This window comes from Sutcliffiella horikoshii (genome assembly GCF_021991925.1).
Classification (GTDB): domain Bacteria; phylum Bacillota; class Bacilli; order Bacillales; family Bacillaceae_I; genus Sutcliffiella_A; species Sutcliffiella_A horikoshii_F.
In genome coordinates this window covers 639,671-655,761 of the sequence record NZ_RXZI01000002.1, presented here as the reverse complement: position 1 = coordinate 655,761, position 16,091 = coordinate 639,671, and the positions used below count along the sequence as shown (strand labels likewise).

Below are 16,091 nucleotides of genomic sequence, written 5' to 3'. Positions count from 1 at the left end.
CACACCGATAAGTGCGCTTCTTAGAGGAATTCTTTTATATCATAAACTTTTCCATTTTCTACATTATCTGATGATAGTAGTTCAATCATTTTCTCGGCTACAAACTCGGGACTTCTTAATTGCCCCTCTTCATGGTAGGATTTGAACGTTTCCACATTACTGAAATCTTTTTTGTCAGAGCTACGGATGACACCTTGCATCCCTGTATCCATGACCCCTGGCGAAAAAGAGAGGATGGTTGCCGGATGTTCAGCTTGACTTTGCTCGAGTCCCACCGTTTTCGTGAACATATCTAGCCCGGCCTTTGTTGTGCAGTAGGTATTCCAACCATGGATTGGACGATTTGCTGCACCGGAACTGATATTGACAATTACCTTTTTGCAGGTCCATTCCTCCGTCAGCCGGATGAATTCATTTGTCATCAGCATCGGTGTAAGGAGGTTGAGTTGAACTGCTTTGGTCATCGCGGTCTCCTCCGCTTTCCCAGCAGGCTTTATCGGGTCGACCATTCCCGCATTGTTAACCAAGTATATTCCCTCCACCTGATTATCTTCTTCCATTTTGGCTAAAAGATATTGAACAATACCGGTCACCCGTTCATGCTTGCTCAAATCTTCTTGTAAGAAAGTAATTTCTGCGCCATTCTCTTTTGCTATCTTTTCTAGATCCTTATTTTCATTTCTAGCAATGCATATCACATGATGGTTTTCTTTTAATAGTAGTTTTACTGTAGCTTCTCCAAGTCCTTTGGAAGAGCCTGTGACGATAAAATAGTTCATTCTATCACTCCCAATCTATCTTTTTTTAAACTTTATCAGGGAAGAAGCAATCTGCCAGCCGTCCGATCGTTTTTCTCCTAATTTAAATGGAATAAGATTGACAATGCCAATCCAGAGGCTGAAATAGACAAACAAAGCTGAAAAAGAAAACTGGAATGGAGTCCAAAATGGTAGCATCAAAACAATGGAAAGTAAGTTAAAAAGAGGCCCACCAAAGGAAATCAAAGCTATCTCTTTCTTTGACAACTTTCCTGTATGTGCATTAGTAGAGTACCCTCCCAAGAAAGGGATGATGTTAAGCTGGATGCGTGTTCCCTTAAAATAGAAATCCAAGATCTTCGGGCCTACTCCAATCCCAATCTCCGTGTTTTTCACCTTATACAGTTTTGCCATACTCACGTGACCTGCCTCATGAATCAAATGGACAAGTGGGACGACCAAATAAAAAAACATCAATGTATCAAGCATACCAAGGCAACCTTCTTTTTAAGTCGTTGGTTTCATTATACATGAGCAAGATTTGAATGGGGAAATTTTGGCTGGTACATTTAATCCGCAACCATAGAAATGTTTTTAAATGAAAAAGAACTAACTCCATTTTTAAAGAGTTAGTTCTTTATAATTATCTTCAGATTTGCATTTATTTATTGATGTTGGTTACGGGCGCTCCGGGAGCCTCCTCGGCTTGCGCCGAGGCCACTGAAAAACTACATTATTTTTAAAGATATGTTTCATACCGCTGTTGATTTCCGCAAACGGCTTCGCTTTCCGCGGGGCGACCTTGAGCCTCCTCGGGCTACGCCCTGCGGGGTCTCAACATTGTCGCTACCCTCCCGCTGGAGTCTTCGCCTATTGCTTCAAACAACAGCTAGAAATCATCTAAAAGGTATGTTATTAGGTTTTTCAGTGGCCTTGCCATGGGTATTGCATATTCTTTTTGTCTACACACTAAAAGAACTAACTCCATTTTTCAAAGAGTTAGTTCTTTCTTTTATATAATATCCAACCAGATTTTGATAGTTGTCGCTAAAATCAGTAACGCCAAAATCCACTGCAACACTTTCGTATTCATCTTCTGTCCAAGCTTTGCGCCGATTGGTGCCGCAATGATACTCGCGATGACCATGACGATTGCTGGTACCAATAGGACCTGGCCTGTAGTGACCTTCCCGACGGTACTACCGATGGAAGAGATAAAGGTGATTGCAAGTGACGTCGCAATCGTCATGCGTGTAGGGATTTTCAGTACCACAAGCATGATCGGTACGAGCAGGAATGCCCCAGCAGCTCCCACAATACCCGATCCGATACCGACGATAAATGCAAGGATCGCAGCCAGCGCTTTATTGAAGGTAACTTGATCTAACGGTATTTCATCAATGCCTTTTTTAGGAACGAACATCATAATAACAGCTATAAGTGCAAGAATACCGTAAACCATATTAATACCATCAGCGCTCATGAGGCGGGAACCATATCCTCCGATAAAACTACCAATCAGGATACTTACTCCCATATAAATGATAAGACCTTTATTTAGATAGCCGCCTTTGCGGTAGGCCCATACACCTGAAATGGTGGCGAAAAACACCTGAACCGCACTTACACCGGAAACTTCATGCGCCGTAAGCGCAGTAAGCCCTAGCATCGGTGGAATATATAAAAGCATTGGATACTTGATGATCGAACCACCAATACCCACCATCCCCGACACAAACGACCCGATGAAACCTATCGCAAACAAAGCTAAAAGCCACATAATATCAATTTCCATAAAGCATCCCTCCTTCTAGGTCTACCTAGTACGGTGTTGCATATTACTCAGTTAATTTCCGTTCCGGATGTTCGCTTTCCGCGGGGCGGTGCTTGAGCCTCCTCACAACGCTCGGGGGTCTCAACCTACCGCTACCTCCCGCCGGAGTCTCACATCCTGCACTACAATTAACTGGGGGACCATTATTTATGGATAACTCCCCTTTAATGAATTTTTCCGCCCTTCGACACGAAGGGCGGAATACCTTTGAGGGTCTGACCCCTCTTCACAATTTTTTTATCCGTGCACCGCGCATCGGTTTGGACCGATTTCCATGTCGCGTTGTTCGTCTTCGGTTGGGTTGATTTTGCCCATGTTTAGTTGACGGATTTCTTGGTATGCGTTTGGTTGTGGTGGCAGGTTTTCGGAAACGAGTTTGCGGAATTCCGCTTCGTCTTCGATGTTCAGGCCTGCATTATTTTCAAACAGGTCACCTAGACGTGCTGCCACAAGGCCACCTTCACCAACTTCGGACATTGTACCGAAGTGAGCAGGTAACACAACTAAATCATCTGACAACCCTTTGTAACGAGAGTAAAGTGTTTCGCGTAGATCCGCTACCCAGTCCTCTGCTTTACCGGCAAGGTCCGGACGGCCGATGGATTCTACGAATAGGATGTCACCGCTTAACAAGAAACGGTTATCCACTACGAATGATGTACTTCCGATTGTGTGACCAGGAGAGTAAATCGCCTGTACAGCAACCTTTGTCGTACCCACTGTGATTTCCACTCCATCTTCAAGTGCTGCATAATCGAACGTTACTTCTTCTGCATCCTTTGGAGGTAACCAGTACGTTGCATTTGTTGCTTCACGAAGCATGCGTCCACCTGAAATATGGTCGGCATGCAAGTGCGTGTCAGCCACATGTACCACTTTTAATCCCTTAGCCTCAGCGAATGAAATGTATTGATCCACCATACGCGTGGAATCAATGATCATTGCAGAACCATCAGATTCAACTAGGTAGGATAAGCAGCCTTTTCCGATACGAACGAACTGCCACAATGTACCGCCGCCCTTAAGATCTGCTACCTTAACTGGCTCCAAGTACTCACTCCAAGCCTTCATTCCGCCTTGCAAGTAAGAAACATTTTTCACGCCAGCTTCCACTAACATCTCACCAACAAAGATAGAAGAACCTTCTTTGGCACAAACAACTAACACATTTTCTGATGGAATTTGGTCTAAGATTTCTTCTACGCCATCCATCAATTCAAAGTAAGGTACATTCTTATGCTCAACAGATGCGCCTTCAATTTTCCAATCAGCAAATGCATCTTCGTTTCGCACATCTAAAATAAATAATGATTCATTAGCCAAAATCTTTTTCGTTACATCTTTTGCAGTCATTGCGTTTAACATGAATAAATACCCCCTATGGTATAATTTATTTTAAAAAAATTTAGATAGTCGTTAAGCTGTAGGACCTTCCCACTTGCTCATTCCTGGAACAACATTCTTTACATTTGTAAAACCTAGTTCTGTTAATTTTTGTGCAGCCATATCACTGCGGCTTCCTGTACGGCAAACAACATACGTTTCTTTTTCCTTGTCTAAATCAGCAATGCCACCTTCCAGGTCACCTAATGGAACGGATACTGCACCAGGAATGTGTCCGAATGCATACTCGGCTGGTTCACGGACGTCAAGTACTGTAATGCCTGTTTCTAATTTCCCAGCTAATTCTTCATTCGTTGCAACATGAGGATAGTTTTGCTCCTCTTTTTCCTCTTCTGATCTTGCTTTACGAATATAATGCTTCAGTACATCGCCTTCTTCAAGCGTTCCTAAATATTGATGGCCGATTTTATCTGCCCATGCTTTGATATCTGCTTTGGAACCTTTATCGGTAGCAAGTACTTCTAAAACTTCTCCGGATTCAATTTGGTCAATCGCCTTTTTTGTACGCACAATCGGCATTGGACATGCCAATCCTTTTGCGTCTACAGTCAAGTTTACATTCATCAGTAGGTCATCTCCTTTTTCGAAAATAATATTATTCTACGTTACCTTCCCACTCTAGCATTCCGCCAACCATGTTAATGACTTCAAAACCTTGGGCTGCTAAGAACATGGAGGCCTTTCCACTTCTTCCACCTGAACGGCAAACCATGAAATGTGTTTTAGACTTATCGATATCTTGCGTTCGGAATTCTAATAAACTTAACGGGATGTTCACCGCTTGTGGAATCTTACCTGCAGCCACTTCCTCTGCTTCACGTACATCTATAATGGATAACTGCTCCCCTGCAGCAAGCTTTGCTTCTAATTCCTGTGGTGTAATCTCTTTCATGTTTGACAACTCCTTTTTTATTTAAAATTACCAGGCATTCATGCCACCTTTTACATTGGCAAGTTTGGTGAACCCTGCTTTTTTCAATTGCTTCACGGCCGCATTACTGCGCATGCCGCTTTGGCAGATCACAATTGTCTCTTTGTCTTTAGAAAGTTTATTCATGCTGTTTCCAATGGTGTTCAACGGGATATTCTGAAACTGTCGTATGTGATTCCCTTTGTATTCCATCGGTGTGCGAACATCAATGAATTGTTTGTTCTTATCGTTTAATTCCTGTTTTAATTCAGTTGTAGTTATCTGACGGACGCCAGCAGTCGGCTTCATTCTGCTAATAAGAAAGGCCGCTGCCAGCCCCATTAAGATATAAGGAAGAAACTCCATCAAGCCACACTCCTTTTAGATAAATAAGTTGACATTACCTTCAGAAGCATCGCCTAAATAAGCGCCAACCCCTGCGTACTCGATACCGTCGATCATTTCTTCGTGCTTCAAGCCAAGTAAGTCCACTGTCATTTGGCAGCCTACAAGTTTAACATCCTGTTCTTTTGCCATTTCAATCAAGCTTGGTAAAGATTGAACGTTATGCTTTTTCATGATGCCTTTAATCATTTTCGGACCCATGCCAGCCATGTTCATTGTGGATAATGGCAACTTGTTAGCCCCTCGTGGCATCATTTTGCCGAACATTTTTTCAATAAAGTTTTTCTTTACAGGAACAAGCTCCTCTTTACGAAGTGCATTTAAGCCCCAGAATGTGTGGAATATTGTTACTTCGTGATCATAAGCTGCAGCACCGTTCGCAATAATATAGGCTGCCATCGCTTTGTCATAGTCACCGCTGAAAAGTACAATCGTTGTTTTTTTCTTTTCCATGTTAAGATCCTCTCCCTTTGTTTATTGTTATATCTGGCGTTACGCTTTTTTAATATAGAAAGTAAATACGTCGTTTTCTTCTTTCATGTCTAATAGCTCGTTTCCAGTTGCTTTGCACCATGCAGTAAGGTCAGTCTTCGCACCTTTATCTGTCGTGATAACCTCTAAAATCTCACCGCTGTTGACTTCATTTAAAGCTTTCTTCGTTTTCACCAATGGCATTGGGCAAGCTAATCCTTTTGCGTCTAATACTTTGTTTACATTCATGTGTAATTCCTCCTGATTTTTACCCCTGGGGGTATTTATTTTACTAAAAAAATATTGTTTATATCTTTATACCTGGTAGGGTATATTTTACTTCAAAAAAAATAATGAGTTTACTTGAATACCCTTAGGGGTATAATAACATATAAAAAAATATGATGCAACCTTTCATCCAAATACCCTAGTGGGTATCAATAACTCTATAATATACCACTTAAGGTATATTATCAAGTACTTTTTTTACTACCTGCTTTTAATGAGGAGATCAACTGCTTGTTGCACCATTTCGCTGGTCTCTTCACCTTTTAGTACATTTTCTCGGACGCATTGCTCCAAGTTTGTACTTACGATGACGCCAATGGCACGTTCAATTGCAGTAGTTGCTGCATTTAATTGTGATACCACATCTCGGCAATCTTCACCTTGCTCCATCATATGAAGAACTCCCCTGATTTGCCCTTCGGCACGCTTCAAACGATTCTTCATTTGGTTTGTATATTCCATTACAGACATGCACCTCCTGTTGAAAATGATGTAGTAACAATGTCTATGCTCATATATTATACCCCTAAGGGTATATTGTCAACCCTTTTAGAAAGAAATCTTTTTCTTCCTTATTAAATAGTTCTGTAAAACATCGCAGTTGATTTCCTCACTAGGCTTCGCTTTCCGCGGGGCGACCTTGAGCCTCCTCGGGCTACGCCCTGCGGGATCTCAAAATTGTCGCTACCCTCCCGCTGGATTCTTTGCCTATTGCTCCAATCTACAGCTAGGTTGCTGCTAAAATCAACAGTATGTTTAAACAAAGTCATTATATAAAATGCGGTTAGTTAGTCCCTTCTATACCTTAGAATAGTATCCCTCTTAAATAAAATCGTTTCAACAGACACTCATATGTGGTAGGATTAATCTTGTATATTAACTAGCGAAACGTTTCGATTTAAGTGTTTTTGTAAGCGCTTTTCTATTTATTTTAGAGGGGATGAAGAGACATGATTGTAATAAAAAACAAACAGATACTCATAGATGATAAACCCGTACTCATTATGTGCGGAGAAATACATTATTACCGGTTGGAACGAAAAGATTGGCAGGATCGAATCCATAAATTGAAGGATGCAGGCTGTAATGCCGTGGCAACGTATATCCCTTGGCTGTGCCATGAACCTGTTGAAGGAAAGGTGGATCTGGACGGCCATACTCGACCGGAACTGGACTTAGGTGCATTTATCGACCTCTGTGCCGAAAATGATCTATATTTCTTTGCAAGACCAGGTCCATTCATCATGGCAGAAATGAAAAATGAAGGAATACCCCATTGGGTAGCCGAGAAGCACCCCGAAATCGTTCCAGTTGGGTGGGATGGGAATACAGCAACCACACCAACACTTGATTACTTGGCTCCTAACTTCCTAAAAGAAACGAAAAAGTGGTATGAGGCTGTGATGGCAATACTCGCTCCACGTTTGCACACAAACGGTGGGAATATCATCGGAGTGCAGCTTGATAATGAAATCGGGATGCTTTCTTGGGTCAGCAACTGCCCTGATTTGACGGAACAGTTGTTGGAGGACTTTACTCGCTGGTTAAAAGAAGTTTATGAAGAGTCGGAGTTAAAGCAGCGATATCCATTTAATTTGAAAGTTGCATCTGAAAGGATCATTGGCATCCGTTCTCCTAAGGAAGAGTATGCAGCGGAACTAATGCGCGACCTTGGCCATTACATGAGAGATCGCTTTGCCCGTTATGTTGCTATTTTGCGCGAGTTTGCTGAAGAGTTCGGTGTGAAGGATGTGCCTTTCATTGTCAATATCCATGGAACAGGTGGGGGCCGCGGGTTGACGTATCCAATAGGTATCTCTCAGCTTTATGAATCCTATACACAAGGCGATGGATACTTGTCTGGGTCTGACATCTACTTTGGGGATTTAGATATGGAATCATTCCAAGATCTTTACTTAATCAATGGTTTTATGGATGCTGTACACAATCCTGATCAGCCACTGACTAGCGTCGAGTTTAACTGTGGGGATGGCAATTTTGGAGAAACCTATGGTGGTCGCTACGATGTTTCTGCTGCCGATTTCAAAACAAGAATGTGTGTGGCACAGGGAAATCGTCTGATCAACTATTACCTGTTTACCGGCGGATATAACTATAAAATGGAGGAAGCAGTTGGCGATGGGAACGGCCGCATCGCTTCCACTGGAGAGCGTCACGGTTTTGCAGCACCAGTCAATCCAGAGGGTAAGCTGAACTACACCTTCCCACGCATGGCACGCTCCATCAAAACGATGATGGCGGTTGGGGATAAGCTCGCTGCAATGGATGAGGATCGAGATTCTGTTGCCTTTGCGTTTATTCCGGACTATTATATGACCGAATATCGCTACCCCGATAGTACGAAAATGAGGGAGATCGTCGACAATATTACGATGCATCGCGGGGCAGGCGCATGGGAGATCGTTGCGAGAGCCATGTTGCTTGCAAGTTACCGTTTCAGTTCCGTGGATGTGCAAAATAAAGAATTGGACCCTGAAGTGACCAAGGTACTTGTACTCCCTTCTGCCCGCTACATGGATAGGGCGGTCCAAGTGAAATTGGCGGAGTATTTGAAGCGCGGTGGAGCAATTCTATTGTATGGGGAGGTACCGACTTTTGATATGGAAGGCAAGTCTTTCACTGTGTTAGCTGATGCGCTTGGGGTGAAGCCTTTATGCGTAACATTCAATGAACACGGGCGTTTTATGTCCTTAACAGCAGACAGATGGGCAGCCGATCGACCTGAGATCCGCACTTATTTTACCCAAACATTTAAGCTTGGTGCTGACGCAGAAGCCATCATGCGTGTCACGGAATCGGATGATGTTTGTGGTTTTGACGCGAAGGTTGGGGAGGGGCGTGCTATCGTGCTTGCCACGGCATATCGCTGTGATATCGACCTTTTCAAAACGGCACTTGAGCGACTTGGTGCGGTTGCGGGTCTAACCCATGACTCAGAGTACCATGGGATATTCTCAACTTCTGTTTCTAATGGCGATGAGCGCTTTATTCATCTGTTGAATTTGGATGGATTTGAGAAGGACATTCAGCTTCAGTTAGAGGATGACAAGCTCTTGGATGCCCGTACGTTCACCTTGCAAAGTAAAGATGGTGTGATGCTTCCGATGAATGTTACGTTGGAGGAAACGGGAGTGAAAATAGTTTATTCGACTGCTGAAATTATGGAGGTTAACGCTGACTCCATTGCCTTCCGATTAACTCAAAGCAGTGACAGCATTCTCTTGGAAACCACCAGGGCTGTGCTGGAGAATGAAGATTATCATGTGAAAGAGGTTGATTCTTCAAGAATGTTAATTACTTCGAAGAAACATGGGAAAATTGATGATCATTTAGTGGTCTATTTCACATAAAACAGGTGTCCAGGTACCCTTTCCCCCTTATAGGAGCAAGGTATCTGGGCATTTTTGTTGTGATTTAGTCGAGTTCGTGCGGAAACAGGGTGAGTTGGTGCCGAAATGAGGTAAGTTGGTGCGAAAACGCCCCGAGTTCGTGCCAAAATCCACCAAGTTCGTGCCGATTTCCCAAAACCGCAAAAAACAGGCAGCCCCCTTCCCCCGGCGGCCACCTGTTACACTTAAAATTAAATTTTCTCCATCATCCCTTTAAGATTCCCAATACTCACACGCAAGCTGTCCAATGGATTCCCTGGACACACATCCTGCTCAATGATGTACCATTGGACCCCATTCTCTTCTCCCCAGCGCAATACCGGTTCAAAGTCGATGACACCTGTACCTACTTCTGCAAAGCTTCCTTCCTCACCAGGTGCCATATCCTTCATATGTAACGTTGGAACGCGACCTGCTAAAGGGGACAAGAAGTCCAAAACATCACGACCTGCTTTTGTTACCCAATAAACATCCAATTCGGCATGCAGCAAGTTATCAGCACTTGGCTCAAGGAGATATTCCAAGACTACCTTTCCATCTATTTCTTTCTCAAACTCAAAATCGTGGTTATGATAGCTGATCGTGTAGCCGTCTTTTTTCAGTACAGGAGCAAGCTCGTTCAATTCAGCCTTCAGAGAAACATAATATTCCTCCGTTCGGTCCTCTTCCACCACATATGGCATGACAAGGTGCTTCGTTCCGAATAGCTCTGCTTCATCCAACACGGCAGGAAGCTCGTTGCGTAATCGATCCACCCCTACGTGCATGCCAGCAACGGACAACTCCAATTCGTTCAAAGCAGCTGCGATTTCCTTTGGATCATGGCCGTATAGTCCTGCCATTTCGACACCCGCAAAGCCCATGTCTTTTAATTCTTTTAATACGCCGATAAAATCTTTCTCCAAAAAATCACGTACTGTATATAGTTGTGCAGCAATCTTGTGTTTCATCCTCATCCGCCTCCTTATTTTTGGTTCATTCCGTTTACTTTTTTTACTTCCCTATGAACCAACCTTTATATACCTTATTCTTTTCCCTGCAATACTGAATTTACTGCTGCATTTATTAAAGTATCTAAGCTGTAGAAAGGCCAACTGACGACTTTTTACTAGTGAATAGCAACAAAGAGCCTTATGAAAACAAGCAACCAAGATCGTTGGTTGCTTGTTCACAATAGCTAAAACTTACACCCACCACATATCAGCAGGTTGTTCTTTGATCAATACAGATTGAAGGTTTGATACCGCACGGGCAAAGCCTTCTTCAATCGACATGATTGGGTCTTCGTGCTCGATGCTTACGACATAATCATAACCGTACGTACGCAATGCACTCATCATGTCGGACCATTCTTGAACACTATGGCCGCATCCGACAGAACGGAAGCTCCATGCACGGGTTTGGACTTCGCCGTATGGCTGCATGTCCGTTAAGCCGTACATGTTCACGTTGTCCTGATCGATGTATGTGTCTTTTGCATGGAAATGATGGATGGCGCCAGCTTTTCCTAAGATTTTGATTGCTGCAACAGGGTCGATCCCTTGCCACCAAAGATGACTTGGATCGAGGTTTGCGCCGATTGCAGGAGACGTTAATTCACGAAGTTTCAACATAGTGTGTGGCGTATGCACCAAGAATCCGCCGTGTAGTTCAAGACCGATTTTGATGTTACGCTCTTCTGCGTACTTCCCTACTTCCTTCCAGTAAGGGATAAGCTTTGTTTCCCACTGCCAAGTCAGGACGTCGCCATACTCATTTGGCCAAGGTGCAACAGGCCAGTTTGGCGCTTTTGCCGTCTCGCTGTCACCAGGAACGCCGGAGAAGCAGTTCACCACTTCCACTCCTGTCAAAGCAGCAAGGTCAATTGTTTTTAGTAAGGTTTCATGTGATTCTTTTGCAAAAGCCTCATCAGGTGAAATGGGGTTACCGTGGCAACTGAATGCACTGATTTGCAAGCCGCGGGAATGGATTTCCTCCATATACGCATTGCGTGCCCCTTCGTCCTCTAAAAGGGTATCCAAAGGACAATGGTTGTTTCCAGGGTAGCAGCCTGTACCGATTTCCACTGCATCCAGACCTGATGCTTTCACATAATCAAGCATTTCCGTGAAAGGTTTATTTGCAAAAAGGACGGTAAATACGCCTAGTTTCATTTGTGTTCACGCTCCTTAGTTCAATTCGTTTTGGATGTTGACGATCTTCTTCGTTTCATTGGACTCAAGCGCCCCTAAAATAACCATCAAGGAGTTCTTTCCTTCATTTCCGTCTACAAGTACTTCTTTATCTTCAAGGATGCTTGCTACAAAATGGTCGATCACATGGGAACCAGTTTGTCCGCCTGCATCATTGCTTTGGATTTTGCCTAATTCATAGCGAACTGTCTCACCTGTTGCGTATTGTACGACTAAAGAATGGGTCGGATCGTCTTCAAGACGAAGAACGGCTTTTTCCGCATAGATGATTGTGGAGTTATCTTCACGCTTGTAAGACCAGCTAGCCGCAAGTGTTCCAACAATTCCGCTTTCCGTTCTTAGCGCACAAACTGCCGTATCGTCCACATCTGTGTTTTCTTTGGAAGACGTTTCGATGAACGCTCCCACTTCCACGATTTCTTCCCCTAAAAGGTAGCGCATCAAGTCGGACTTATGCACACCAAGGTCTCCCATCGCACCGATGAATGCTTCTTCTTTACGGAAGAACCAGCTGTCTTTTCCGTCCACACTCCAGCCTTCTGGTCCAGGGTGTCCAAATGCTGTACGGAAGCTGTAAATTTTACCTACTTCGCCGCTTTCAATCAGTTGTTTTGCTTTTTGGTGGGATGGAACAAAACGTTGGTTGTGCGCGATCATCAGCTTTTTGCCAGACGCTTTCGCTGCAGCAATCATCTCATCCGCTTCTTCTTTTGATGTGGCCATCGGCTTTTCACATAAAACGTGTGCACCAGCTTTGGAAGCATAGATGGATACAGGGGCATGCAGATAGTTTGGTGTGCATACACTCACAACATCCAATTCTTCACGGTCAATCATTTCTTGATAGCTTTCATAAGCTTTCCCGCCATATGTTTCAACAGCTTGCTCCGCGCGCTCTTTCACGACATCACAAAATGCCACAATCTCCACGTTCTGGTTTGCGTGGTACTCCGGTATATGACGGTGCTTAGCGATACTTCCGCATCCTACTACTCCAACTCGTAATTTCATTTTGTTGTCCCCCTTATTTGCTTTTGATTTCTTCTAATGGTTTTGCATTTCCGTAATATACATCACCGATCGTAGTCGGTTTTGCCCAGTTAACGGCATTGCTGATAACTTTTTGTACTTTTTCATGATAGTAAGTCGGGTATGTTTCATGGCCTGGACGGAAGTAGAATACTTTCCCTCTCCCGCGCTTGTATGTGCAACCGCTGCGGAATACCTCTCCGCCTTCAAACCAGCTCACAAATACTAGCTCGTCCGGATCTGGAATATCGAAATGCTCTCCATACATTTCTTCGCGCTCGATATCGATGTGCTCCCCGATTCCTTCTGCGATTGGATGGCCTGGTGATACTACCCAGATGCGCTCTTTTTCGTCTGCTTCTCTCCATTTCAGGTCACATGTCGTACCCATCAATGTTTTGAAAATTTTAGAGAAATGACCAGAGTGAAGAACGATCAATCCCATTCCGTCTAGTACTCTATTTTTTACGCGAGTAACGATCTCATCGCTCACATCGTCATGCGCGACATGGCCCCACCATAAAAGAACATCTGTGTTGTTCAATACTTCTTCGGTAAGTCCGTGCTCTGGCTCGTCCAATGTGGCGGTTCTTACTTCATGGTTTTCTTCTTTTAGGAAGGAAGCGATGGCACCGTGAATGCCTTCTGGATATACTTCTCTCACTTTTTCGTTTGTTTGTTCATGTCGGTTTTCATTCCATACTGTCACTCTGATCATTGTTTGTTGCCCCTTTCTTTGCTACCAGTCTATTTGGGTTACACCGCTGCTGATTTCCGCGCCAGGCTTCGCTTTCCGCGGGGCGCTGCTGGAGCCTCCTCACTTCGTTGCGGGGTCTCCACCTACCGCTACCTCCCGCCGGAGTCTTCGCCTTTCGCTCCAATCATCAGCTAGGTTACTTCTATTTTTGCAAAATCTCTAACTCTATTAATTGGTTGTGGTCAGTTGTGTGGGAACGTTTCCATATTGCAGTACATGTAACGTTTCAAGACAACTCTCCTACATTATAAATGGATAATAAAGCGTTTTCAATGTTAAAGTCCGAACTAGATTGTAAAATTCCGACTTGATTCTTTAGTGACCATAAAAAAAGCCTTTCCCGTCACTTAATGACAGAAAAGGCCATTCCTCTATTTTACTTTACCGACTTGCGTTCCACAATCTCGGTGGATAGATTATAATAATTTTCCACTGTATCCTCTTTTGCCAATGCTTGGAACACCACATGGACCGCTAACGCCCCGACCTCATACTTGGGCTGTCTTACCGTCGTAAGCGGAGGGTTCACATATTCAGCCAACTGGATATCGTCATATCCGATGATGGAAACATCGTCGGGCACGCTGATTTTGTTTTCTTTGAATGCTTGCAAACCGCCGATTGCCATCTCGTCATTGGCATAAAAAATGGCTTCAGGAAGCTGGCGTTGCGCGATCAGCATTTTCGTTGCCCGGTAACCACCTTCACGCGTAAAGTCCCCGAACACCTTCCATTTGTTTTGGAACTTGATGCCGTAGTCCTTTAATGCACCCATATAACCATCATAGCGCATTTGGTTATCATGGGAATTTAAAGGCCCGCTAACATATCCTATTTCACGGTGGCCTTTGTTGATTAAGTATTCCGTGGCCGCATATCCGCCATGGATGTTGTCCACTTCCACCTGATACACAAACTCATGATTAAGCTTCCGATCAAGCACTACAATTGGAAATCCTTCACGTGCCGATTCTAGCACAATATCATTGGTTATATTATGGGCGAGGATGATCGCACCATCCACCCGTTTTTCTTTTAAAAATTTTGCTGCAGTGGATTGCGCTCCTCCAACAGAGCTGCATGCTATCAAGTCGTAGCCATTTGTCATGGATACTTCCTGTACCCCTTTGATGAGCTCAGAATAGAAAGGACCGGAAAGATCCCGTAATATGAGTGCTATTGTGTTTGTTTTTGTTCTTTTTAGGTCAGAGGCAAAGCCATTTTTAAAATAGTTCAGTTCCCTTGCGGCTTCCTGCACTTTTTTCATGGTCGCCGGGCTGACTTTATTTACATTGTTCAGCGCATAGGAAGCTGTTGAAACAGCCACTCCAGCAAGCTTTGCCACATCTTTGATTGTTGCCACTTTTTTACCCCCTCATGAAAGCGGATCTATCCTGATCCAACTCCCCTTCGAAACGTTTCAATCTCCTTCTTCTAGCATAATGTAAACATTTTCATAAATCAATAGTTTCCCTATTATAATGGACACTTCCTGCTTTTACAGGACCATCCCCATCGGGAGTGCTGCTGGTCGCTCGCATCTGTTTTTTATATCGACATGGACGCCCTTTGTGGAGGACGCATGTATAGCATGCATCACTTCAAGTACTTGGAGTGCCAATTCTCCATTTGCGCGATGTGGACGGCCTTCCTTAATGGCGTGTGCCATTTCCGCTGCACCGATTCCCCGACTGTTCTCTGCATAGTGATGGGAAAGTGGCGTTTCCTTGAACGAATGGGATCCTGCTTCCCGAAGTCTGACAGTACCACCAAAATTGTTTGGATCTGGCACACTCAATGTTCCTTTTGTACCATGAATTTCGATGCAAGGATGCTCTGTTCCGCCGAATACATCGAAACTTGTCACAAGGGTTCCGACTGCCCCGCTTTCAAAATCCAAAATGCCTGCCACATGCGTAGGAGTCTCAACTGGTAGCTTGCGCCCATAGTCTTCGCTTCTGGTCACCGTTCTTTCTGTAAAGCCCGACTGCGCTGAGCCTGTTACTCGCTTGATCGGTCCCAGTAAGTGAATAAAAGCGGTGAGATAATATGGACCCATATCAAACATCGGCCCACCCCCTTTTTGATAATAAAAATCTGGGGAGGGATGCCAGCCTTCTGGGCCGCCATTTAGCATAAAGCCGGTAGCACCAAGCGGACGCCCGATCGCTCCATCATCAATCAGCTTCCGGCATGTTTGTAATGCCGCACCAAGGAACGTATCTGGTGCAGATCCTACACGGAGCCCTTTTTGCTTGGCAAGCTCCAGTACTTTCCTGCCTTCCTCCACATCTAGTGTAAGTGGCTTTTCCACGAAAACATGCTTGCCAGCTTCAAGTGCCGCAAGTGTCACCTCATAATGGGCTTTTGGGATAGTAAGGTTGATGATCATGTCAATTTCAGGATCCTCAAGCATTTCAGCCACCGTATAAACCTTTTCGATTTGAAACTCCTTTGCCCTGATTTTTGCCCGTTCTATGTCAAGATCCGCCACTGCGACGATGTCTAATATAGTAAACTTGGATGGTGCTTCTAAGTAAATTCCGCTAATGGTGCCGGTTCCAATGATGCCTGCTTTCATTTTTTCCATCTTATCTGCTCCTCATGAAGAAATACGGCGCAGTCTTGCTACG

At 44.1% G+C, this 16,091-nt stretch carries 17 protein-coding genes; 1 reads left to right on the top strand and 16 read right to left on the bottom strand.

Annotated elements, in window-relative coordinates; genetic code table 11:
- Positions 1-20: 20 nt before the first annotated feature.
- The 10 genes from EKQ44_RS08520 to EKQ44_RS08475 all read right to left on the bottom strand — a co-directional run bounded on the left by EKQ44_RS08520 (position 21) and on the right by EKQ44_RS08475 (position 6,532).
- Complete coding sequence (locus EKQ44_RS08520; RefSeq protein WP_237663117.1) at positions 21-779, bottom strand: (S)-benzoin forming benzil reductase; 759 nt, start codon at positions 777-779, stop codon at positions 21-23.
- 15 nt (positions 780-794) lie between these two features.
- The gene (locus EKQ44_RS08515; protein WP_237663116.1) at positions 795-1,247 is read right to left on the bottom strand and encodes a site-2 protease family protein; all 453 of its coding nucleotides are present in this window, start codon (positions 1,245-1,247) and stop codon (positions 795-797) included.
- Between the two features lie 523 nt (positions 1,248-1,770).
- Positions 1,771-2,553 (bottom strand): sulfite exporter TauE/SafE family protein, encoded by a 783-nt coding sequence (locus tag EKQ44_RS08510; protein WP_237663115.1) that lies wholly within the window; start codon positions 2,551-2,553, stop codon positions 1,771-1,773.
- A 276-nt stretch (positions 2,554-2,829) separates the two neighbouring features.
- Positions 2,830-3,957 carry an MBL fold metallo-hydrolase gene (locus EKQ44_RS08505; RefSeq protein ID WP_237663114.1) on the bottom strand — a complete coding sequence of 376 codons (1,128 nt, stop codon included), beginning with the start codon at positions 3,955-3,957 and terminating at the stop codon, positions 2,830-2,832.
- Positions 3,958-4,008: 51 nt separating this feature from the next.
- Positions 4,009-4,560 carry a sulfurtransferase TusA family protein gene (locus EKQ44_RS08500; protein WP_414491270.1) on the bottom strand — a complete coding sequence of 184 codons (552 nt, stop codon included), beginning with the start codon at positions 4,558-4,560 and terminating at the stop codon, positions 4,009-4,011.
- 31 nt (positions 4,561-4,591) lie between these two features.
- Positions 4,592-4,888 (bottom strand): rhodanese-like domain-containing protein, encoded by a 297-nt coding sequence (locus tag EKQ44_RS08495; RefSeq protein WP_237663113.1) that lies wholly within the window; start codon positions 4,886-4,888, stop codon positions 4,592-4,594.
- Positions 4,889-4,915: 27 nt separating this feature from the next.
- Entirely contained in the window at positions 4,916-5,272 is a 357-nt protein-coding gene (locus tag EKQ44_RS08490; protein ID WP_237663112.1) for a rhodanese-like domain-containing protein, read from the bottom strand.
- Positions 5,273-5,287: 15 nt separating this feature from the next.
- Positions 5,288-5,764 carry a DsrE/DsrF/DrsH-like family protein gene (locus EKQ44_RS08485; protein ID WP_010196750.1) on the bottom strand — a complete coding sequence of 159 codons (477 nt, stop codon included), beginning with the start codon at positions 5,762-5,764 and terminating at the stop codon, positions 5,288-5,290.
- Positions 5,765-5,803: 39 nt separating this feature from the next.
- Positions 5,804-6,031 carry a sulfurtransferase TusA family protein gene (locus tag EKQ44_RS08480; protein WP_226682211.1) on the bottom strand — a complete coding sequence of 76 codons (228 nt, stop codon included), beginning with the start codon at positions 6,029-6,031 and terminating at the stop codon, positions 5,804-5,806.
- A 240-nt stretch (positions 6,032-6,271) separates the two neighbouring features.
- Positions 6,272-6,532 (bottom strand): metal-sensitive transcriptional regulator, encoded by a 261-nt coding sequence (locus EKQ44_RS08475; protein ID WP_010196754.1) that lies wholly within the window; start codon positions 6,530-6,532, stop codon positions 6,272-6,274.
- A 488-nt stretch (positions 6,533-7,020) separates the two neighbouring features.
- Between EKQ44_RS08475 and EKQ44_RS08470 the strand changes: the two genes are divergently transcribed.
- Entirely contained in the window at positions 7,021-9,441 is a 2,421-nt protein-coding gene (locus EKQ44_RS08470) for a beta-galactosidase (RefSeq protein ID WP_237663111.1), read from the top strand.
- Between the two features lie 230 nt (positions 9,442-9,671).
- On the opposite strand, the gene EKQ44_RS08465 is transcribed toward EKQ44_RS08470, so the two are convergent.
- The 6 genes from EKQ44_RS08465 to EKQ44_RS08440 all read right to left on the bottom strand — a co-directional run bounded on the left by EKQ44_RS08465 (position 9,672) and on the right by EKQ44_RS08440 (position 16,048).
- On the bottom strand, positions 9,672-10,430 hold the full coding sequence (locus tag EKQ44_RS08465) for a sugar phosphate isomerase/epimerase family protein (RefSeq protein ID WP_237663110.1): 759 nt from the start codon (positions 10,428-10,430) through the stop codon (positions 9,672-9,674).
- Positions 10,431-10,664: 234 nt separating this feature from the next.
- Positions 10,665-11,633: a sugar phosphate isomerase/epimerase family protein gene (locus tag EKQ44_RS08460; protein WP_237663109.1), complete on the bottom strand. Its 969-nt coding sequence runs from the start codon at positions 11,631-11,633 to the stop codon at positions 10,665-10,667.
- 15 nt (positions 11,634-11,648) lie between these two features.
- Positions 11,649-12,683 (bottom strand): Gfo/Idh/MocA family protein, encoded by a 1,035-nt coding sequence (locus tag EKQ44_RS08455; RefSeq protein ID WP_237663108.1) that lies wholly within the window; start codon positions 12,681-12,683, stop codon positions 11,649-11,651.
- A 13-nt stretch (positions 12,684-12,696) separates the two neighbouring features.
- Positions 12,697-13,419, bottom strand: coding sequence for a ThuA domain-containing protein (locus tag EKQ44_RS08450; protein WP_237663107.1), 723 nt, complete (start codon positions 13,417-13,419; stop codon positions 12,697-12,699).
- A 415-nt stretch (positions 13,420-13,834) separates the two neighbouring features.
- Positions 13,835-14,821, bottom strand: a complete 987-nt coding sequence (locus EKQ44_RS08445; protein ID WP_237663106.1) for a LacI family DNA-binding transcriptional regulator — start codon at positions 14,819-14,821, stop codon at positions 13,835-13,837.
- A 135-nt stretch (positions 14,822-14,956) separates the two neighbouring features.
- A complete protein-coding gene (locus EKQ44_RS08440; protein WP_237663105.1) occupies positions 14,957-16,048 on the bottom strand; it encodes a Gfo/Idh/MocA family protein in 1,092 nt (363 codons plus the stop codon).
- Positions 16,049-16,091 lie beyond the last annotated feature (43 nt).